Origin of the sequence: Streptomyces sp. F001 (assembly GCF_004187715.1) — a bacterium.
GTDB lineage: Bacteria > Actinomycetota > Actinomycetes > Streptomycetales > Streptomycetaceae > Streptomyces > Streptomyces flavusporus.
Map to the genome: position 1 here is coordinate 961,340 of NZ_QZWF01000002.1, position 20,178 is coordinate 981,517.

The 20,178-nt window shown below is 69.7% G+C and carries 18 protein-coding genes and 3 pseudogenes; 11 read left to right on the forward strand and 10 right to left on the reverse strand.

Annotation, left to right across the window (positions count from 1 at the left end; translation table 11 throughout):
- Positions 1-47: 47 nt before the first annotated feature.
- A protein-coding gene (locus StrepF001_RS11935) for an IS5 family transposase (RefSeq protein WP_165396233.1) occupies positions 48-862 on the forward strand; the annotation gives its coding sequence in 2 pieces (ribosomal slippage) (positions 48-405 and positions 405-862; 816 coding nt in all).
- A gap of 6 nt (positions 863-868) precedes the next feature.
- Here StrepF001_RS11935 and StrepF001_RS11940 read toward each other — a convergent pair.
- From StrepF001_RS11940 to StrepF001_RS11950, 3 genes are all read right to left on the reverse strand, one after another.
- Positions 869-2,476 (reverse strand): SpoIIE family protein phosphatase, encoded by a 1,608-nt coding sequence (locus StrepF001_RS11940; protein ID WP_165396234.1) that lies wholly within the window; start codon positions 2,474-2,476, stop codon positions 869-871.
- 271 nt (positions 2,477-2,747) lie between these two features.
- Positions 2,748-3,356: a DJ-1/PfpI family protein gene (locus StrepF001_RS11945; RefSeq protein WP_129798219.1), complete on the reverse strand. Its 609-nt coding sequence runs from the start codon at positions 3,354-3,356 to the stop codon at positions 2,748-2,750.
- 127 nt (positions 3,357-3,483) lie between these two features.
- Complete coding sequence (locus StrepF001_RS11950; protein WP_129798220.1) at positions 3,484-4,311, reverse strand: enoyl-CoA hydratase/isomerase family protein; 828 nt, start codon at positions 4,309-4,311, stop codon at positions 3,484-3,486.
- A 210-nt stretch (positions 4,312-4,521) separates the two neighbouring features.
- Between StrepF001_RS11950 and StrepF001_RS11955 the strand changes: the two genes are divergently transcribed.
- The 4 genes from StrepF001_RS11955 to StrepF001_RS11970 all read left to right on the forward strand — a co-directional run bounded on the left by StrepF001_RS11955 (position 4,522) and on the right by StrepF001_RS11970 (position 7,268).
- A complete protein-coding gene (locus StrepF001_RS11955) occupies positions 4,522-5,064 on the forward strand; it encodes a helix-turn-helix domain-containing protein (RefSeq protein ID WP_129798221.1) in 543 nt (180 codons plus the stop codon).
- A 400-nt stretch (positions 5,065-5,464) separates the two neighbouring features.
- Positions 5,465-5,839 (forward strand): hypothetical protein, encoded by a 375-nt coding sequence (locus tag StrepF001_RS47635; RefSeq protein WP_240797424.1) that lies wholly within the window; start codon positions 5,465-5,467, stop codon positions 5,837-5,839.
- A gap of 20 nt (positions 5,840-5,859) precedes the next feature.
- On the forward strand, positions 5,860-6,399 hold the full coding sequence (locus StrepF001_RS11965) for an alpha/beta hydrolase (protein WP_206306822.1): 540 nt from the start codon (positions 5,860-5,862) through the stop codon (positions 6,397-6,399).
- 149 nt (positions 6,400-6,548) lie between these two features.
- Complete coding sequence (locus tag StrepF001_RS11970) at positions 6,549-7,268, forward strand: hypothetical protein (protein ID WP_129798222.1); 720 nt, start codon at positions 6,549-6,551, stop codon at positions 7,266-7,268.
- A 667-nt stretch (positions 7,269-7,935) separates the two neighbouring features.
- Here the strand turns inward: StrepF001_RS11970 and StrepF001_RS11980 are convergent.
- Positions 7,936-8,820 carry an alpha/beta hydrolase gene (locus tag StrepF001_RS11980; RefSeq protein ID WP_240797425.1) on the reverse strand — a complete coding sequence of 295 codons (885 nt, stop codon included), beginning with the start codon at positions 8,818-8,820 and terminating at the stop codon, positions 7,936-7,938.
- A gap of 265 nt (positions 8,821-9,085) precedes the next feature.
- On the opposite strand from StrepF001_RS11980, the pseudogene StrepF001_RS11985 reads away from it, so the two are divergent.
- Positions 9,086-9,811: pseudogene (locus StrepF001_RS11985) on the forward strand (IS982 family transposase); the annotation flags it as partial.
- A gap of 5 nt (positions 9,812-9,816) precedes the next feature.
- Here the strand turns inward: StrepF001_RS11985 and StrepF001_RS11990 are convergent.
- The 3 genes and pseudogenes from StrepF001_RS11990 to StrepF001_RS45550 form a co-directional block, all read right to left on the reverse strand.
- Positions 9,817-10,047 (reverse strand): annotated as a pseudogene (locus tag StrepF001_RS11990) (IS110 family transposase); the annotation flags it as partial.
- Positions 10,048-10,215: 168 nt separating this feature from the next.
- Positions 10,216-12,585: a SpoIIE family protein phosphatase gene (locus StrepF001_RS12000; RefSeq protein ID WP_129798225.1), complete on the reverse strand. Its 2,370-nt coding sequence runs from the start codon at positions 12,583-12,585 to the stop codon at positions 10,216-10,218.
- A gap of 721 nt (positions 12,586-13,306) precedes the next feature.
- Positions 13,307-13,477, reverse strand: coding sequence for a hypothetical protein (locus StrepF001_RS45550; protein WP_165396235.1), 171 nt, complete (start codon positions 13,475-13,477; stop codon positions 13,307-13,309).
- Between the two features lie 247 nt (positions 13,478-13,724).
- Here StrepF001_RS45550 and StrepF001_RS12005 point away from each other — a divergent pair, with 247 nt between their 5' ends.
- Positions 13,725-15,791, forward strand: a complete 2,067-nt coding sequence (locus StrepF001_RS12005) for a SpoIIE family protein phosphatase (protein ID WP_129798226.1) — start codon at positions 13,725-13,727, stop codon at positions 15,789-15,791.
- Positions 15,792-15,853: 62 nt separating this feature from the next.
- Positions 15,854-16,417: a CHAT domain-containing protein gene (locus tag StrepF001_RS50050; protein ID WP_206306823.1), complete on the forward strand. Its 564-nt coding sequence runs from the start codon at positions 15,854-15,856 to the stop codon at positions 16,415-16,417.
- 229 nt (positions 16,418-16,646) lie between these two features.
- On the opposite strand, the gene StrepF001_RS12015 is transcribed toward StrepF001_RS50050, so the two are convergent.
- The gene (locus tag StrepF001_RS12015; RefSeq protein ID WP_129798228.1) at positions 16,647-17,561 is read right to left on the reverse strand and encodes a S1 family peptidase; all 915 of its coding nucleotides are present in this window, start codon (positions 17,559-17,561) and stop codon (positions 16,647-16,649) included.
- A 364-nt stretch (positions 17,562-17,925) separates the two neighbouring features.
- A complete protein-coding gene (locus StrepF001_RS12020; protein WP_206306814.1) occupies positions 17,926-18,261 on the reverse strand; it encodes a hypothetical protein in 336 nt (111 codons plus the stop codon).
- A gap of 69 nt (positions 18,262-18,330) precedes the next feature.
- On the opposite strand from StrepF001_RS12020, the gene StrepF001_RS47650 reads away from it, so the two are divergent.
- The 3 genes from StrepF001_RS47650 (at position 18,331) to StrepF001_RS12030 (ending at position 19,975) form a co-directional block, all read left to right on the forward strand.
- Positions 18,331-18,993, forward strand: coding sequence for a helix-turn-helix domain-containing protein (locus tag StrepF001_RS47650; protein ID WP_240797426.1), 663 nt, complete (start codon positions 18,331-18,333; stop codon positions 18,991-18,993).
- Complete coding sequence (locus StrepF001_RS47655) at positions 18,990-19,505, forward strand: transposase (RefSeq protein ID WP_240797427.1); 516 nt, start codon at positions 18,990-18,992, stop codon at positions 19,503-19,505. Before StrepF001_RS47650 ends, StrepF001_RS47655 begins: the two co-directional genes overlap by 4 nt.
- Positions 19,506-19,576: 71 nt before the next feature.
- Positions 19,577-19,975 (forward strand): hypothetical protein, encoded by a 399-nt coding sequence (locus StrepF001_RS12030; RefSeq protein ID WP_206306824.1) that lies wholly within the window; start codon positions 19,577-19,579, stop codon positions 19,973-19,975.
- Between the two features lie 60 nt (positions 19,976-20,035).
- Here the strand turns inward: StrepF001_RS12030 and StrepF001_RS47660 are convergent.
- Positions 20,036-20,166, reverse strand: a pseudogene (locus StrepF001_RS47660) (antibiotic biosynthesis monooxygenase); the annotation flags it as partial.
- Between the last annotated feature and the right edge of the window lie 12 nt (positions 20,167-20,178).

The window sequence follows — 20,178 nt, forward strand, 5'->3', positions numbered from 1 at the left end:
TAACCTGGACTTGCTGGTGCAGATCCGCCCCGGTGAGGAGGTGCGCGATGGCCCGCCCCAAGCCCTGGGAAGTGGATGACGAGCTGTGGGCGCTGATCGAGCCGCTGCTGCCGGTGGTGGAGCGCCGCCCCGACCATCCGGGCCGCAAGCGACTGGATGACCGCAGGGTGCTCCAGGGCATCTTGTTCGTGCTGCACACCGGCATCCAGTGGGAGTTCCTGCCCCAGGAACTGGGCTTCGGCTCGGGCATGACCTGCTGGCGTCGGCTGCGGGACTGGAACGAGGCCGGCGTCTGGCACCGGCTGCAGGAGATCCTGCTGGCGAAGCTGCGCGGCGCGGACCAGCTGGACTTCTCCCGCGCCGCGATCGACGCCTCCCACGTGCGCGCCCTGCGGGGCGGCCCAAAACCGGGCCGAGCCCGGTCGACCGCGCGCGCACGGGCTCGAAGCACCACGTGATCACCGAGGCGCACGGCACCCCCCTGGCGGTGACGCACACCGGCGGCAACCGCAACGACGTCACCCAACTCATTCCACTGCTCCAGGCCATCCCGCCCGTGCGGGGCCGCCGGGGAAGACCCCGGCACCGGCCGCGTCGGCTGTACGCCGACCGCGGCTACGACCACGACAGCCACCGCCGCCTGGTCCGGGCGCTGGGCATCACCCCGCACATCGCCCGCCGCGGCCAGCCCCACGGCTCCGGGCTGGGCGTCCACCGATGGGTGGCCGAGCGCGCGCTCGCCTGGCTGCACGGCTTCCGGCACCTGAGGATCCGTTGGGAACGCCGCGACGACATCCACGACGGCTTCCTCCAGTTGGCCACCTGCATCATCCTGTACCGGCGGGTGCGCGCATTGCGTTAGGGGCTTTTAGAGGCCCGCCAGCTCCTCCTCGGCCCAGATGGTCTTGCCGCTCTCCCCGTAGCGAGTGCTCCATCGACTGGCGAAGGAAGCGACGAGGAAAAGGCCGCGTCCTCCTTCGTCCTGCAGCCGTGCATGACGCAGGTGGGGCGCGGTGTCGGCATCGTCGGACACCTCGACGGTCAGGACCCGGTCCAGGATCAGGCGCAGCCGGATGGGGCCCTGCGCATGTCTGATCACGTTGGTCGCGAGTTCGCTGACGACGAGCTCCGCGACGACAGCCTGGTCCTCCAGCCCCCAGCACGCCAGCCGCTCACGCGCCGCACGCCGGGCCTCGCGGACCGAGGCGGGTTCCGCGGGGAACGTCCAGAACGCGACACGGTCGGGATCAAGGCGCCGGGTCCTTGCCACGAGGAGTGCCGCGCCGTCCGGCGGGATCGAGCGGAGGACCTTGTACGCGGCCTCGTCGCAGATGTCCTTGGGGTGGGCCGAGACGTCGGCCACCGCGTCCCGCAAGCGGCGCAGCCGGTCCTCGGCCTCGGCCGGGTGGCGGTTCGCGCTGCCATCCGAGTACAGGGAGAGCAGACTGCCGACCTCGACCTCGGTGACGGACATCTCGTACGGCATCCCGCGACCGAGCGCCGGCCCGACCGGCACGTCGAGTCTGCTGACGACGCCCTCGGGGCTGGTGAGCAGCGGGGCGTCGTGGCCCGCGGAGGCCGCCGCGCACCACAGGGTGATCGGGTCGTAGACCAGGCACAGGCACGAGGCGCTGAAGGGCAGACGCGCCTGATGGAGGGCCACCGGGTCGGCGTCCTGTTCGCGTGCCAGGCGCTGGGCGGCGTCGTCGAGGTGCGCCAGCAGTTCGTCCGGCGGCAGATCCATCGAGGCCGGCGCGGAGACGGCGGTACGCAGGCTGCCCATCGCCGCCGAGGCGTAGAGATCCTTGCCGGGGACGTATCCGATGACCATGCCCACCCGGCAGCTGGAGAGGGTGAGGACGTCGAACCAGTGGGCCCCGTACCGTCCGGGAAGGTAACAGTGGGAGGGCTCCACCGCCGTCACCTCGGGCGGGGTGTGGGGCAGCAGACTGCGTTGCAGCGCAGTGTTGACCGTGCGCTCGCGGGTGAAGCGACGGGCGTTGTCGACGCACAGCGCGGTGCAGGCGGCCAACTGCGTCGCCGGCGACAGGTCCTCCTCGTCGAAGGGCTGGGAGCGGGTGTCCTTCCGGTAGAAGCTGACCAGGCCCAGGACGAGCCCGTAGACGGTCAGCGGCGCCACGATCAGTGAGTGCACGCCCGCGCGGGCGATGAACTCGGCCCGCACCCGGTCGTTGGCCGGCCACCTGTCGGTCGGGCGGACGGAGTCCACCAGCGGTGGACGGAGATCGACCAGCGCCTGCGTGTAGGGGGTGGGGAACGGAAACGCGCCGGCGCTGCCCACCGGGTAGGCACCGAACTGGCCGTCCTGGGCCCTGAACGCCGCACGACGCATCGGCAGCCGACTCACCGGACCGATGGGCGCGTCGCCGGTGAGAACGGATTCCAGGAGGTCCACCGTGACCGCGTCCGCGAAGCCGGGGACGGCCATGTCGGCGAGTTCCTGGGCCGTGTGCAAGGCGTCGAGGGAAGCGCCGATCTGGGAGCGGGCGATGTTCAGGCCTGCAGTACCGACCCGGCATCGCTCCTGCACCCGGGTGCCGGGGCTGACATCGCCAGGGCCGCCATCACCCTGCCGGCCAAAGACCCTCGCCCCGGGCATGAACGATCTGCCGCCGCGACGTCTCCCTTGGAGCGGCGTCGGCCCCGCAGTCACACACCTGCCTGCCGCGCAGGAGCGATGGCAGGCAGGCGGCCCCCTTGGACGGCTGATGGGGGGCGGGCGCGCGTCAGCGTAGTGCGAGTTCGCCTGCGTGGACGGCTCGCAGGGCGCGCTCGACCGTCTCCTGGTTCTCGCCGACCGGGGCCACGTAGTCGATGACGTCGCGTGCGGCGTCCTCTCCCAGCGTCCGGGTGATCACCCAGGTGGCGAGGTACTGGGATGCCAGGCAGCCGCCCGCTGTGGCGATGTTGCCCTCGGCGTAAAACGGTGCGTCCAGCACGGTGACATCAAGGGCTTCGACGAAGGGCCGGCTCTTCATGTCCGTGCAGGCGGGCATGTCCTTGAGCAGTCCGAGCCGGGCGAGCACCAGCGCGCCGGAGCACTGCGCGCCGATCAGCTGCCGGGAAGCATCGAGTGGCAGCCGGGAGATCAGCCGGTCGTCGGCGACCACGTCCCGCGTCTTCACGCCGCTGCCGATCAGTACGACGTCGGCTTCGGTCACGAACTCCATCGGCCGCTGCCCGCTCACCTCGATGCCGTTCATGGAGGTGACCACCGGCGTCGGCGTGGTGATGAAGGCCTCCAGGCCGTCCTTGCGGCATCGGTTGATCAGCGCGGAGGCGATGAAACTGTCGAGTTCGTTGAATCCGTCGAAGGTGACTACGGCTACCTGCATCACAACTCCTTGAAGTACGGCATCGGATGTGCGGGTTTCCCGGTGTGCCTGCCGCCGCCTTTTCCCGCGGCGCTTGTCACCGAGGGGGAGCGGGGGAGAGGGCGCCGGCTGCGGCAGGGACGTCTGTTCACAGCTCCCCGACCGCTGCACCGAAGTCGAGTTCGGTGCGGGTGCGTTCCTGCATCCCGCGCTGCATGGCAGCGGCCATCCGGGCGGTGCTCGATGGGTCGCGGGCCAGGATCTGGAAGAAGCCCGCGTCGACCTGGACGTCCTCCTTGGCCGGGAGGCCGGCCGCGTTGATCCGGCGCTTGGCGAGCCGTACGGCGGCCTCGGGGAATTTGGCGATGCGCTCGGCGAGACGCTCGACGTAGGCGACCAGTTCCTGGTCGGGCAGGGCCTTGTTGACCACGCCGATGCGTTCGGCCTCGCGGGCGTCGAGGTCCTCGCAGCCGAGGATCACCTGCATGGCCAGGCCGCGTCCGGCCAGCCGTACGAGTTGCTGGACCGCTCCCGCGCCGGGGTAGGTGCCCAGAGCCACCTCGATCTGGCCGATCACCGCGCGTTCGAGGGAGGCGAACCGCATGTCGCAGGCGTAGAGGAACTCTGCGCCAGCGGCGCGCGCCCGGCCCTCGAGGAGTGCGATCGTGACGGGGCGTGCCTCGCTGAGCCGCCGGTAGAGCGCACCGAGGCTGACGTCGTCCGGCCCGCCGGACGTCGCCGCCGTCGCCGTGTACTCGGCGATGTGCTCGATGTCCACATGCGGGATGAAGAAGTCGGCGTCGGCACTGCGGAAGACGACAACCCGCGTGCCGTCGTCGGCGTCGGTCGCGTCGAGCAGTGCGATCAGGTCTGCGACGAACCGCTCGTCGAGCAGGTTGATCGGGGGGTTGTCGATCGTGGCCCACAGGACCCCGTTGCGCAGCTCGGTCCGGATCGTGTCGTGCTTCTCGGACATCGGCGTTCAGCTCCTCCGTCCACTTTCCACTTGCTTTTTGCAAGCGCTACGGCCAGCCTGACCGCTCCACTTGCAAAAAGCAAGTGATCTCGAAGGGTGTCGGTGCAAAGCGCCGGCCGCCCGAATCGGTGTGGGCGCCGTCCGTCCGGGCCAGGGGAGAGGCGGCCAGGTTGCTCTACAATTGCAAGTGACATGTGAGGGGAGTCACCGATGAAGCGTCGGGAACTGGGGCGGTCTCCTTGCCCGATCGACCGCTCCTTGCACGAGGTCGGCGACGCCTGGACTTTCCAGATCCTGCGCGACGCCATGCACGGCGTCACCCGTTTCACCGACTTCAGCAAGAGCATCGGCCTCGCCACCAACATTCTGACCGCGCGCCTGCAAAAACTCGTGGCGGTGGGCATCTTCGAGATCCACGAGTCGGACCTGGGCAACTCGCACGAGTACGTCCTGACCGAGAAGGGACGGGACTTCCACACCGTCCTGGCGGCCATGCGCCAGTGGGGGCTGAAGCACCTGTTCGACGACGACGAGCCCGTCCATCGCGTCATCGACGCCCGCACGGGCCGGCAACCACGACCGCTCACACTCACCGCCGAGGACGGCAGGGAACTGTCCCCCGAGGACATCCTCCTGGTCCGCTCGCGTGCGGCAGACCCCATCGAGACCGCGTTGCCCGTCGACACACCCCGCCGGCGCGCGGCACGACCCGGCCGCCCCCGCCCACGCCAACACTCGGCGGTACAGGACTGACCGGGTCCGCCCGGCGGCCACGCCACTGCCGCACTGGCGGAGGCCGGGACCGTGAAGCCGGCCAGGCCGGCGTCCTCGGCGCCGCCGCCCGCCGCAACAGACGAGGACGGGTGGCATGCGGCCGTCGGCAGTGCGCAGCAGAGGCGGTGGGTGCCCGGCAGTGGCGATCTGGGCCCGGCCGGTGTCCGGGGCGAGCCAGGCACAGCAGCATGTGGCGAACAGGTCGGTGTCCAGGCCGATCGGGAGCTGGTTGGCCCGGCGGAGCACAACGGCGGGGTCGTGTCCCTCGGTCGCGTAGGCACGTACCGCGCTGCGCAGCTCGCCCATCACCACGGCAGCCGCCGTGTTGTGGCCCTGGACGTCTCCGATCACCATCACGATGCGGTTCTCGGGAAGGGCGATGAGGTCGTACCAGTCTCCGCCAAGGTCCATCCCGCTGGTCGCCGAGGCATACCTGCTGGTGCTCACCACCCCGGCCGGCTGGGGCAGCAGCGCGTGCCGGACTTCGTCCGTCCGGGTGCGTTCGACCGCTTGGCCGACAGCCGTGGCCGGCGCCGTCAGCGGCCCCTGCCCGGCGATGATGTCCCTGCGCTCGCCGCCGAACGCCATCGACAGGGCACCGACCCCCCTGTGCCCGGCAAGCGGCAGGACCACCCAGAAGCGCTCCTGGCCGGACAGCGGCTCGGACAGGCGGCCGGCTGTCCGCGGGGCCGTACAGCCGTTGCTGCTGACGGTCCATCGCCTCCGCCTCGGGCCCGTACTGCCCGAGCGGTGAGCCGTTGAGGGCGCGGACGAATGCGCCGGCACACCCCCCGCACCGGCCACAACGGATACGAGCAGGGACTGCGCCGCGTCGATCCCGACGCCCGAGCCGGCCTGGAGTCCTTCACCGAGGACGAGCGGGCACGCTCTCGCGGCGAAGTCCCGCACACGGTGGCCATCGTCAGCAGCTGTCCCGCGGTGCCGGCGTCGTACCGGTCGCAGGAGTCCGTCGACTTCTACCTCCAGCCGAAGCCCGAGGGCGTGTGGGAGAACAAGGTCACGGTCCGTTCGACCCGCGCCGCCCGCATGTACGAGCCGGGAATCTGGATCACGAGGGTCTCCCCGACACCGCTGCTGATGGTGGTCGCTGTCAACGACACAGCCACCGTCACCGACCTGGCACTCGCCGCCTACGAACGGGCACTCGAACCCAAGCGGCTGCAACTGCTCCCGGACAGCCACTTCGACCCGTACATCACCCAGTTCAGCCAGTCGAGCGCCGCCGCCCTCGTCTGGTTCCGTGAACACCTCACACGGCAGGCCGGCACGCTACAGAAGGCGCACCGCCCATGACGGACGAGGCAAGGACCCGCCCCGCCCGGCCCACGCCATCGACGACGACGGCGCAGCGACATTGCCTGGCCCGGAAGAACTGGCCCATCCGGCCCAAACAGCCGCTCCACTCCCGGTCCGGCGAACGCACAACACGGTAGGAAACCAACGTGACTGATCTACTCACGCAGGTGATCGAGGCCCATGGTGGCAGCGAACGCTGGCAGGAACTGGCCCAGGCACAGGCCACCCTTGTCAGTGGCGGTGACCTGTTCGCCCTCAAGGGCCTGCCGCAGGATGCCACGCCGCGCCCGATGACCGTCAGGCTGCACGAGGAGCACGCCTCGGTACAGCCCTTCGGCGCTCCCGACCAGAAGACCGACTTCACACCCGGACGAGTGCGCATCGAAAGACTCGACGGGCACGTGGTGGCCGAACGCAATGACCCCCGGACGTCCTTCTCCGGCCACACCCTTGACACACCCTGGGACCCACTCGACCGCGCCTACTTCAACGGCTACGCGTTGTGGACCTACCTCACCACGCCCTTCCTGCTCGCCATGCCAGGGTTCACGGTCACCGGCATCGAGCCGTGGTGGGAGGGAGACGAGGTCTGGCCGGGTCTGCGCGCCACCTTCCCGCCCCACATCGCGAGCCACAGCACCCACCAGGACTTCTACTTCGGTCCCGACCGGCTCTTGCGGCGCCACGACTACCGCGTCGACGTGGCCGGCGGATTCGCCGCCGCACAGTACGTCTACGACTACACGGAAGCTGACGGCATCGTGCTGCCCACCAGACGCCGGGCCTACCGCCGCGACACCGACGGCCGCCCGCTCAGGGACCAGGTCATGGTTTCCATCGACCTCAGCGACGTCCACTTCAGCTGACGCAGTCGTCGGCCGAGGCTCCTGCGTGCCTGTGTGCGAGACGCACAGCGCGGCCGCAAGGGGGTGCCGGCGAAGAAGTTCGTCAGCGCCTCGGTGGTACCGAAGGCCACGATGCAGGCCAGCGCAGCGGCGTAGGCGGACAGGCGGAAGACGTCGCGTGCGGGCAGCAACAGTACGGTCGTTGCCGGGGCGGGGGACACGCAGTAGCTGCCCGCCCCCTCGCGGCGAGCGTTGCCTGCCGTGTCGCTGACCCGGCACGTCAGCATCTGCTCCGAGGCAGATACCCGGCGCCTGAACCAGCCTGGGGATCCACCTCACGCCTCCTACGGCCGCGGAGCCGCTCCATCCCCAGCTGCCTCGGCGGTGCCGTCCGACGGCTCGCCGCTCGCGCCCTCCGCGCTGAAGGAACAGCTGGGTCAGGGAAGTTCGCCGGGGCGCGTGCCCCCGGTCGCCGCGGTCCGCTCCCGCTGCGCCGGGAAGGCGTGAAGCATCGGGTTGACGCCATCTGTCGAGCCGTCGCGTGCGCCGGTTCATGCTGGGTGGTTGGTACGAGGACGACATGGAGGCGTATGCGCTCTTCGCGTGCCCGGCAAACTGCCAGTGCCGACGGCCGCAACTGCATAGCCATGCCCAGGGAGTTGGTCGCCGGCATGAGGCTGACCGGTCCTTAGCGACCGCTTTTCGCTTCCGATCGCCACCGGCGGCCGAGGAGGACGACGGCAGAGCCGGCGGCCACCGACACAACGGCTATGCCGCTGAGGGTGATGGCCTGCGTGGCCGGCCGCCCGGAGCCGGTGTCCGCGAGGGCCGGGCCGGAAGAGTCAGTGACGGTCGTCGTCGTGCTGGCGGTGGCCTGGGAGGCCCGCTCGATCAGGCGGGTGACCACGCCCGGCTGGGAGACCGAGACGGCGTGGGACGCCTTGACCTCGACGGTGTGCGCGTGGGCGCGCTGGGCCATGAAGCGCTGCGCGGCCGGTGGGATGTTGCGGTCCTCGGTGGTGATCAGAGTCCAGGAGGGGATTGTCTTCCAGGCCGACTTGGTGGCCTTCTCCTCCAGGGCCGAGGCGGCCACGGGACGCTGGGTGGCGGCCATCAGGTCGGTGACTGATCTGGGCACGTCGGCGGCGAACTGGTCGTGGAACTTGTCGGCCTTGATGTACTGGTCGGTGCCGGTGCCACCGCCGGGAAGGGGGAAGGGCACATTGTTGAGGGCGGGGCCGAGAGTGCTCCCGGGGAACTTGCTGGACAGTTCGAGGGCACTCTCCCCTGCCGCGGGGGTGAAGGCGGCGATGTAGACCAGCGCCTTGACCTTGGCGTCACCGACGGCAGCTTCGCTGATCACGGCGCCGCCGTAGGAGTGACCGACGAGCACGACCGGTCCGTGCACGCTCTTCAGCACGCTGTGGACGTACTCGGCGTCACTGGCCAGCCCGCGCAGCGGGTTGGCGGGAGCAATGACCGGATACCCCGCCTGCTGCAGGCGTTTGACCACTCCGTTCCAGCTGGACCCGTCGGCGAAGGCGCCGTGCACCAGCACGATGGTGGGCTTCACGCCGCCTGCGCCACCGTCCGCCGCAGCAGGTGCCGCCGGGACCGCGCACAGGGCGGCGACGGCGAATCCAGCCGCCGCGCCGTGGAGACGCCGTGCGTGGCCTCGTATGCCATGGACCGCACTCATTCTGTTCTCTCTCTCCGTCAGGCCCTACGGCAGTCAGCTTCACGCCTCCGTGGCGCCGAGCCACCTCATCCAGTGCAATCGGGTGAAATCGGTATGGCAGTCGGTGCAACCGCTGCCCGTCTTCCCCTCTGCCCGGCACTGGATCCGCTTCGCCCATGCCCGGCTGGGACACCTCTTCCGCTACCTGCCCCGGCAGTCCGCCGACAACAAGCGGCTCAACGCCCCCGGCCCGCTGATCAGCCACGTGATCGAGGCCCTGGCCCGGCAGGTGCCGACCTGGCACGGCGACCTGCGGCTGATCGACTCCATCCCGCTGCCCTGTGCCGCCTTTCGCGAGACCGTCAAACGCTCCGAGCCGGCCGGGCAGGCCGGATACGGCTACTGCCGCAGCCACTCCCGGTTCTTCCGGGGCTTTCGGCTCCACCTGGTCACCACCGCCGAAGGCATGCCCATCACCTGGTGCCTGGCCAACCCGACGGTCGGGGAGCGGGAGGTGATGGCCGCGCTGCTGGAACGCGACCGCCGCCTCGTGCTGGCCGGGCAGGTGATCCTTGCCGACAAGGGCTTCGCGGGCAAGGAGCTCGAAGCCTTCCTCGCCGATCGGCTCGGTGTTCACCTGGTGTGGCCGGACCGCAAGGACGAACCCGCCCGGCACGGGAAGATCGCCCGGGTCCGTCAGTGGATTGAGGCCGTCATCGACACCTTCAAGGGCCGGCTCAGCCTCGAACAATGCGGCGGCAGAATCCCGGCCGGGGTCTTCGCGCGGACCGCACAACGCCTCCTCGCCCTGGCCGCTGGCATCTGGCACAACTGGACCACCAACGCCAAGATCGAACGATCACTGATCGCCTATGACTCCCAATGACGTTGTCAAGCTGCCTCGGTGACGGGAGGTGTGAGTTGGTAGCACCGTCCGTCACGCAGCAGGGCCCACAGGACGTTGACTCGTCGGCGGGCCAGGGCGAGCACGGCCTGGACGTGCCGTTTGTCCTCAGCTCGTTTGCGATCGTAGAAGCGGCGGGACTCCTCGCAGCAGCGGATGCTGATCAGCGCGGAGGTGTAGAAGACCCGTCTGGACCTGCTGCGGCTGCCGCGCTTCGGAGCGGCAAACGCGGGCAGCCTCGTGTTCGGGATCGCCTTCGCGATCATGCTGCTGTCGAACGTGCTGTGGTGCCAGGAGGTCTGGCACTGGAGCGCGCTGCGCACCGGTCTCGCCCTGGCCCCGGTCCCGCCCTCTTGACCTCTACTGCCCGGTCTGACAAACCACCGCTAGGGGATGGCCAGCTCGGCCCAGATGGTCTTCCCGGACGAGGTGTACCGCGTGCCCCACCGCTGGGACACCTGGGCGACGAGGAACAGGCCGCGGCCTCCCTCGTCGTCCCGACGCGCTCGCCGCAGGTGGGGTGCGGTGTGCGCGTTGTCGGAGACCTCGCACAGCAGGCAGCGATCCCTGATCAGCCTCAGCATGACGGGCCCGGTGGCGTACCGGATGCCGTTGGTGACCAGCTCGCTCACCACGAGCGCGGCGGTGAACGACAGTTCGGACAGGCCCCAGGTCGCCAATTGGCGCTCGGTGAGTGTGCGGGCGTGAGCCACCATGGCCGGGTCGGGCGGCAGCTCCAGGTCCGCCACATGGTCGGCGTCGAGCCGCCGGGTGCGGACGAGCAGCAGCGTGGCATCGTCTGCCTGTGGTCCGGGCGGCACGGTCGACAGCGCCCGGTCACACAGCTCCTCCACTGGGCATCGTTGCCAGGTGAGCACGTGGGCCAGGCGGTCGATTCCGCTGTCGATATCGGTGCGCCGGTCCTCCACGACGCCGTCGGTGAAGAACGCCACTACGCTGCCGCTGGACAGGCTCAGCTCGACGTTCTCGTAGGGCAGGCCGCCCAACCCCAGGGGCGGTCCCGGCGCCAGCGCGGACCAGGCCACCGAGCCGCTCGCATCGGCCACGATCGGCGGGGGATGGCCCGCGCTCGCCCAGACGCACCGGCCGCTGACCGGGTCGTAGATCGCGTACAGGCAGGTCACCCCGAGCGCCTCGTCGCTCAGCCCGTCGCCTGCGTGGGGCTCCGAGTCCTGCGCGACCAGGTCGTTCAGCCGGGTGAGCAACTCTGCCGGATCCAAGTCCAGCAGGGCCAGAGTCCGTACGGTGGCGCGCAACCGGCCCATGGTCGCGGCCGCGTGCACGCCGTGGCCCACCACGTCGCCGACAGTAAGGCCCACTCTGGCACCGGACAGCGGGATCACGTCGAACCAGTCGCCGCCGACGCCCACGCGGCTGTCGGCAGGCAGGTAGCGGTACGCCACGTCGACCGCGCTCTGCTCGGGCAGGTGCTGTGGCAGCAGGCTTCGCTGCAGTACCAGGGCCGCCTCATGCTGGCTGGTGTAACGGCGGGCGTTGTCGATGCCGACGGCGGCTCGCTCGGCCAGTTCTACGGCGAGCGTCTGCTCCTCGGCGCCAAAGGGGTCGGGGTTGCTGCTGCGCCGGAAGGTGGCAAGGCCCAGGACTGCATCGCGGGTGAGCAGCGGGACGAAGAGACAGGAGTGCGAGGCCGATCCCCCCTCGCCCGGTACGTCGGGCGGGCAGGCGTCGACGACGGGGCGGCTGGTGGCCAGGCTCAGAGCCTGTGGTGACGAGGGTGGGTAGGAGACGGGACTGGTCCGGAACTCTTCCGGGGTCCGGCCGTGCATCCGCAGGAGACTGTGTCCCGGCGCCGAGCCCGTCGGCGGCTGCCGTCCCTCGATGACCGCCGGCGGCAGGTCCACCAGTACTTCGTCGGCCAGCTGCGGTACTGCCACGTCGGCAAGCTCCGCGGCTGTACGACGCACGTCCAGCGAGGCACCGATGCGCTTTCCTGCCCGCACCAGCAGCGACAGGCGTTCCTGGGCGCGGTAGCGGTCGGTGATGTCCAGGGACTCCTCGAACAGCCCCAGCGGTTCGCCTCGGGCGTCCAGCAGCCGGTGGTACGAGCAGGACCAGACGTGCTCGCGCACCGGGTCGGCGGGGGCGCGCCCGCGATAGTGCATGCCGGTGATCGGTTCCCCCGTCGTCAGCACGTGCTCCATCACCTGGTCTTCGTCCGGAGGGTGGTGGCGGGAGATGAATTCGCCTTCAGGAAAGAGATCCACGGCCGGTCGGCCGATGTACTGGGCGATCCCCGCGAGTTCCAGGTCGGTGGAGACGTTTCCCCAGACGACGCGCATATCGGTATCGAAGATCGTCAGGCCCACTTGAGACTCGGTCGCCAGTCCCTGCAGCACCGCCAGCTGCGCCTCCCAGCCGCGTAGTGCCTCCAGGTCGGCCGCGACCACGACGGTCGCAGCGAGGCCCCGGTGCGCGAGCGGGCTGAACGTCACGGCCGCGCGCAGGGTACGTCCGTCTCGACAGCAGAGGTCCAAGACGGTGCTGCGAGGCCTGTGCGCCTTGCAGAGGGCGGACGGGCGCTGCCCCGGGGTCGCTGCCAGCAGCCGGGCAGCCGACTGGCCCAGCACGTCCTCGGGTGAATGTCCGAGGAGGCGCTGGGCGGAGGATCCCCACCCGGAAATGCGGCCTTCGTCGTCCAGCACCGCGGTGGCGGCCTTGGAGAGCTCCAAGGGACTGTGGAAATCGACGTTGGCCGCCTTCGGAAAACGATCCATGACACCGCTTCCCTTCCTGCTCCCTCAGCATCCCGTGCCGCACGACGGACGACAACCGCACGCGTGACTGCCACCTGCTCACACAGGGCGACCACCGATGGTCTGCCGGACACGACGTCGTTCAGGTCCCATGTGTGGAGCCGCTGAGAGGCGAGGGAACGAGCGGTTGCGGCGGTGACCGGCACCAGCTTCTCGGTGAGGCTGAGGGGACTGCCGCGGAGGATGCCCGAGGCCGGTTTTCGAAGATCGGGTCGAACAGCGTGGCATGCTGTTGACCTTGGAGCAGGCCTTGAAACGGCTGTCCCCGGTCGGCTTTCGACTGTCTCGCCATGCTCCGGCTTGCCGCGCTCGGACTCGGCAAGGCGATGGCCGGGGGCCAGTGGTGTCGAGAGCCGGCGTGGTGTGAAGGTCTGCGGGCAGGGCCCCGCTGCCTTGCCTTCGTGCTTCGAGCCCACCGCCACCGCCCCGGCGTCCGGCCGTGTCCTGTCGGGGCGTATTCGGGAGTGGATCGGGGCGTATTCGGGAGTGGAATGGAAAGGCACGAGCGACAGGAAGGTCTATTTCGAGCCCATTGGTTCAAGGCCGTCCGCCATCGGCTGCTCGGCGACCTCAGGGAGGCTGAGGCCGAGGGTGCCGATGGAGCGGTCTCGCGGCCGCCTCCACCTCTCCCGTGCTGCGTTGGTGCTCACGCGCTGCGTTGAGGTCCGCCCTTTGGTGCCGATCAGGCGGTCTTGGCGAGCGACCCCGGCGCCGGCTCGCCGACGCTGCTGCGGGGGAAGATCAGGCCGCAGCGGTTCCGATCGTCTCCCGGCAGGTTTGTTGCTTCGCTGTCCTCCTCGGGGCCGGGTGCCGGATCTCCGCTCCGGGCCGCACTCGAGATCGTCAGCAGCATCGGACTTCGTCTGCTCGTCCGCCTGCTTGGCCGGGGTGCTTCTTGATCGCATCGACAGCAAAACCGGAACGATCAGCATGTGAATTTTCGCCGCTCCCCTTCGCGCCCACACGATCACCCACGGCTGACCGATGTGTCCATCAGTCGGTCCAGGTGTGTGCTGCCTCGGTCCGGGACGACATGGATGAAGTCAGAGCGCCCGCGGAATGGCACGAGCCGAGGCACCGAGCGGGAGGGAAAATGAGGCATGGGCAAGACGGACTCCTCCCGAGCAGGCGACGGCCGGTCAGTGGCGGGTCCCCTCACGCCGCCCAGCGGCCTGCTCGATCTGCTCAGCGTCGCTGCGGTGGTGCTGAACGCGCAGGGCCAGGTGGTCTTCTGGAGCTCGAAGGCCGAGGAACTGTTCGGCTACACCGCAGGGGAAGCGCTAGGTCAGTACGCGGCTCCGCTGACGGTCCACGAGGAGCACCGGGACGAGGTGATCAGGCTGTTCGCCGAGGTCATGGAATCCGGTACCGACTGGGCCGGGGCCTTCCCGATCCGGCACAAGGACGGCAGCACCCGCCTGGTGGAGTTCCGTAACATGCGGCTGCTGGACGACGTCGGTGGCGTCTACGCCCTCGGCCTTGCCGCGGACCAGGCAACTATGGAACGGATCGAGCGAGATGCCGCCCTGGCCATGCGTCTGGTGTCCCAGTCCCCGATCGGGCTGGCCATTCTGGACCCGGACCTGCGGTACCTGGCCGTGAATCCTGCTCTCGAACGCATCACCGGTCAGTCCGCCGCCGAGCGTCTCGGCCGGCCAGCCGGTGAGGTTCTGACCTTCCTGGACACGGACCCCGAGGCACGTCTGCGCCGTGTCCTTGAGACGGGCGAGTCGGTCGTGGACCGGCACATCGTCTGTCGTCCCCCCGCCGACCCGGACCACGAGCATGCCTGGTCCGTCTCGTACTACCGGCTGGAGGATTCCGGTGGGAGGGTGCTGGGCCTGGCCTACTCCGTCATCGACGTCACTGAGCGTCATCGAGCCGCTGCAGAGGCGACACAGGCCCGGCAACGGCTGGCGCTGATCGCCGAGGCCTCCGCCTGTGTGGGTACCACCCTCGATCTGGAGACGACAGCGCGCGAGCTTGCCGACGTCGTCGTACCGGTCCTGGCCGATGTGGCCGCTGTGGACGTACTCGACAGCGCGCTCGACGGTCGGACCGCACCATATGAGGGCCCGGCCTTCCGCGCCCTCGCCGTCAGCGCGGCCTACCCCACCGAGGCGGCCCGCGCGGCCGACCCGCCGGAGGGACTCGCCACCTACGACATCGACCGCCTGATCACCCAGTGCGTGCGTACTCGCCGACCGGTTCTGGTGCCCCACACCACTCGTCGGGATCTGGAGCGCATCGCCCGCCATGGCACGGCTGCCTCCCTCCTCGAGGCCGCCGGCGTGCACTCCTACCTGGCTGTGCCGCTCATAGCCCGGGGCGAAGTCCTGGGCGTCCTTGACCTCATACGCACCCGGAACCCTGCGCCTTTCGACGACGACGACGCGTTCCTCGCCTGGGAGTTGGCCGCCCGAGCCGCGGTCTGCATTGACAATGCCCGCGGATACCAGGCACAGCGCCATGCGGCCCTCACCCTCCAGCGCAGTCTGCTTCCCGAACTCCCGTCGCACCTGCCGGGCTTGGAGGTTGCCTGCCGTTATCAGCCCGCCGGCGCCACGAGTGAGATCGGCGGCGACTGGTACGACGCTATACCTCTCCCGGGGGACAAAACCGCCTTGGTCGTCGGGGACGTCATGGGCAGCGGCATAAATGCCGCCGCCACCATGGGGCAACTCCGCAGCGCTGCCCGAGCCTTCGCCGAACTCGACCTCGCCCCCGCCGAGGTCCTGCATCACCTGGATCACCTGACCGAAGGTGTGGAGCAGACCATCACCACCTGCATCTACTGCGTCTACGATCCTCACCAAGACCAGTGCGAGATCTGCCTCGCCGGCCACCTGCCCCCGGTGCTGCTGCGTGTCGGCCACGCAGCCCAGCTGCTCGACCTTCCCACCGGGGCACCGCTGGGCGTCGGCGGGGTCCCTTTCGAGGCCACCACCATCGCCTTGCGCCCCGGCGACGAGCTGGCCCTCTACACCGATGGCCTGGTCGAAATCCGAAGCGAACCCATCGATGCGCGCCTGGACAACCTCCTCGACGCCTTCACCGCGACAGGTGGCCACGAACTGGAAGACACCTGCGACCGCATCCTGGAAATTCTGCAGTCGCCCGGTGGTGAGGACGACATCGCGCTGCTCATCGCCCGAGCCCAGCCCTGAGCAATCACAGGGAGGGCTCACTGCCTGGGTGGTGACCTCTGCTGTCGCCTGTCGCGGAGGCTTTGGGCCGACCGGCTCACAACTCGTCGGGCTGCCTGGTCCTGCATGACGGCACGGAACTGCGCGTGACAGAAGTCAGCAGGCTCGACCTGAACGCCGATCTGGCGTTCCTGTCGGCATGCAGCACGGCCCGGGGCGGCTACGTCGTCCCGGACGAGGCCATCACCGTCGCCTCCGCGTTCCTCCTGGCCGGCTACCGCAACGTCGTAGGCACCCTGTGGCCCCTCTACGGTGAACGTTTGGCAGTCGCGCCACCATGGGACGATCAGCAGGAGCTGCAGGAGTTCGGGCAGACCGATCGCAACGAGCGCCGCACCTCCTTCGGAGTCCGCGTACAAGACAGGACGTTCCTCACCACCTTCGCCGCAGAAGAAGAAGGTGCCCCCGGCGCCGTCGCCGGCGAATCCCTCCAGCGCCGCGCCCGAGGCGAGGTGGACATCCTCGACATGGTCGCCTCGGTCCAGGTCGAAATCACCCGGCCAAGCGAGGAAACGGGCGGCTTCGTCCTGCTCGCGAACGGCAGTGATCAACGATTTCATGCGCGGGACCTTACGCCCGCCCGTTGACAAGCGTCATTGGCGGTCGCGCGGCAGGTTCCCGCGTACCACGCGGCTGACCCGGCGACCGTGACCGTCTTTGCGCGCACCGTCTACGCGGCGTGGCAGGACTGGGAGCATACGCGCCCGCTGCCTCACCGTGCTGCGCTCACTGCTGCGGCCCGAGACTGGGCAGCATGCCGTGAGGCCGGGTCCACAATCCGCACGCCCTGAACCGGGGCTTCGGGCGCCCTGTGCGTCAGTAGACGGACAGGCCGTGGATGGCGAGGACTTCCTGGATGGGCTGGTAGTAGGTGGTCCCGCCGGTGGCGCAGTTGCCGGAACCGCCGGAGAGGATGCCGATGACCTTGTCGCCGGCGTAGAGCGGGCCGCCGCTGTCGCCGGGCTCGGCGCAGATGTTGGTCTGGATGAGTCCGTAGACGGTGGTGCCGCCGCCGTAGTTGACGGTTGCGTTCAGCGCGGTGACCCTGCCGCAGTGGACACCGGTGGTCGCGCCGCGGCGGCAGACGCTCTGGCCGACGTAGGCGGTCGCGGTGCCGGTGACGTCGATGGTTCCGATCGTGCCGGGGTGCGGCACGGCCGCGTTGGCGTAGCGTACGACGCCGAAGTCGTCGCCCGGGAAGCTGCTGCTGGTGGTGGGGCCGATCGCGGTGGTCTGGGCGGAACTGGTGTACCAGGTGGACGTGGTGTCCGTGCAGTGCCCGGCGGTGACGAAGTAGTACGTGGTTCCGCTGCGCACGTTGACCCCCGCCGAGCAGCGCAGGCCGGAGGCGTAGACGCCGTCGCCGCCCGACACGAGGGTGCGGAGCCTGCCGTCCTGCCGTTCGAGGGTCATACCACCGGCGAAACGCGCGGCGACCTGTCGGAGCCGGGCGAGACCGGTGTCCGTCACCGTGGAGTCGGCGTGGACCCGCAGTGTCCCGCTGCGCTGGTCCACGGCCCAGGCCGTCCCGGCGATCCCCAGGGCCTCGACGGCCGAGGCGGCGCGTGCCGCTGCGTGGGGTGAGGCCTGCGTCGCGGGTGCCGTCACTGCGTCGGCCTCAGGCGCGGCGGCCGCGCCCGTTGCGGACACGGCGAGGAAGGTCACGACGAGCAGGCTCAGTGCGCGGGCGGTCGGCCGGAAACGTCCCATGGTGGTACGGCGTGCTCTCATCGCCCACAACTCCCCGAAGACCGTCGAAGGGTTGGCCAGGTGTGCTGGGTTTCGGTGCGGTGATGCCGGTGTGATGCAGCGTGTCTGCGCCGACCGTTGGAAACGGCGGCGCCCATTGTGCCGGGTCGCCGCAGGCGGCGGTAGGTCGACTTCAGGCCGTGAGCCCGCGCGGGATCACACGCTGGACCCTGGTACATGGCGGTCCCTGCCAACGCGATAAGCAGAGGACTACAGCAAGCCCAACACCCTTCAGAAGCGGAGGACTTAGTGGTCTGCGTCGTAAGTCCTTCGGGGGTTGACTTCGGAGCCGGTCGTGGGTGTGTGCGCTGTCAGCTGTCAGCTGTCAGCTGTCAGCTGTCAGCTGTCAGCTGTCGAAGGCGGTGAGGTGGAGGTGGCAGGCGGTGTCGAGGGCGTCCTCCGGGGTGCCGCTGCCACTGCCGGTGGGCAGGAGGGCGTCCTGGTAGCGGTCGCTGGCCGGGTCGTGCAGGGCGAAGCCCCAACGGCTGGCGGTGCCGTGGTAGCGCAGGCGCATCAGCTTGACGCTCTGGCCGTAGGCCAGTTCGCCGTCCACGTAGGCGTACTGGCCCCGATGGCGGACGCGCAGGCCGGCCAGCTGCGGCCAAGCGGCCTTGGCGCGCATGTTCAGATACAGCTCGAGTTGGAGCCGGGCATGTTCCGAGGGCGTTGGCACAGCGGACATCCTGCCGGAGGGTCGGCGATCGGGGGCGGGCAGGATACGGCCTGTCGTGATCCACTTCTCGTGATCGGCTTGCCCGCCTTGCCCGTTGCCCCTGCCCGCCCGATAACCCTGACCGCCTCCGAGCGCAAGCGGCTCAAGACGATGGCCTACGGCCACAAGACCGAGCACCGGCTCCGTCAGCGCGCCCAGGTCGTCCTGCACGCGGCCCGGGGCCGCCCCAACGCCCGCATCGCCCGCGAGATGGGGCTGCACCTGGACACCGTCCGCACCTGGCGCGGCCGATTCGCCGAGCACCGGCTGCCCGCCCTGTCCGACCGCAAGCGCTCCGGGCGTCCCGCCTCCTTCACACCGCTGCAGACCGCCCAGGTCAAGGCCCTGGCCTGCCAACTGCCCGCCGAGAGCGGCACACCGCTCTCGCGCTGGTCGGCCCCGGAGCTGGCCCGCGAGGTCGTCGGCCGCGCCATCGCCGGCGCGATCTCCGCCTCCACCGTGCGGCGCTGGCTCAAGCAGGACGCGCTCAAGCCCTGGCAGTACCAGTCCTGGATCTTCATCACCGACCCTGCCTTCCGGTCCAGGGCCGAGCGCGTGCTCGACCTCTATGCCCGCATCTGGAACGGCGAAGCGCTTTGCGCGGACGAGTACGTGATCAGCGCGGATGAGAAGACCTCCATCCAGGCCCGCTGCCGCTGCCACCCCGCCCTGGCCCCGGGCAGGCCAGGGCGATGCGGGTGAACCACACCTACGGCCGCGGTGGCGCCCTGGCCTACCTGGCCGCCTACGACGTCCACCACGCGAAGACTTTCGGCCGCTGCGAGCCGAGAACCGGCATCGCCCCGTTCATGGCCCTGGTCGACCAGGTCATGACCCAAGAGCCCTACGCCAGCGCGAAACGTGTGTTCTGGGTCGTGGACAACGGCTCCTCCCACCGCGGCAAGAAGGCCGCCGACCGGCTGACCGCCGCCTACCCGAACACGGTCCTCGTCCACACCCCGGTCCACGCCTCCTGGTTAAACCAGGTGGAGATCTACTTCTCCGTTGTGCAGCGCAAGGTCGTGACACCCAACGACTTCACCGACCTCAACGAGGTCGCGGACCGGCTCCGAGCCTTCGAAGACCGCTACAACGCCACGGCACAGCCGTTCCAGTGGAGATTCACCACCTCCGACCTGGACGATCTCCTGGCCAGGCTCGACCGGCACACCGCCGATCACCCAGAAGAATCCTCCGCCGCCCCGGCAACATGATCAACCCCCGAAGGACTTACGACGCAGACCACTTAGTGCGGTTTCCGCCCCGCTCCCCGTCCGGCTGGACCATGGCCGTGTTCGGCGCCCTCGCCGCAGCCCTGGACGTCGTGGGGCTGACTGCGCCGGACGTCCTCCTCACCGCCATGGGCTTTACGGCCCAGAGGGGGTCCCGGCGCACGGAGGGAGACCACACCCTGGTCTTCGTGACCGCCTCCTCCATGGCGGCGGTCAACATGGGCGTGTACTACGTGCTGGCCGCTCTCTCGGACTGGAAGGCGTTCTTCCGCTGGACCGTCCCCTTCCGGCTGCTGACGTGCACGGTCTTCACGCTCGCGGTGATCGGCGGACGCGCCCCTTCAGGCTTCCTTGGCGTCGGCCTGTGGGAGGGACTCGGCGCGCTGCTCACCGGCGCGGCTCTCCGCTACGAGGCACAGCGCACCCCCGCTGCCGACGGGGCCGACGCCTGAAGCCCGCGCGAGCGAGCAGCACGGCGCCGGCCTCGTAGGGTGCTGCCGGATGCGTGGACGCTAGGCGCCCTTGGGCGCCGCCTGCTGCACCACGTCGAAGGACCACAGGGTGGACCCGCTGGCCGCCGGCCGCGCTCGCCGCCCTCCCCGCCACCGCCCTGATGGGCTGCCTTCATCGGACCCTCCATCCACCTTGCTTTCGG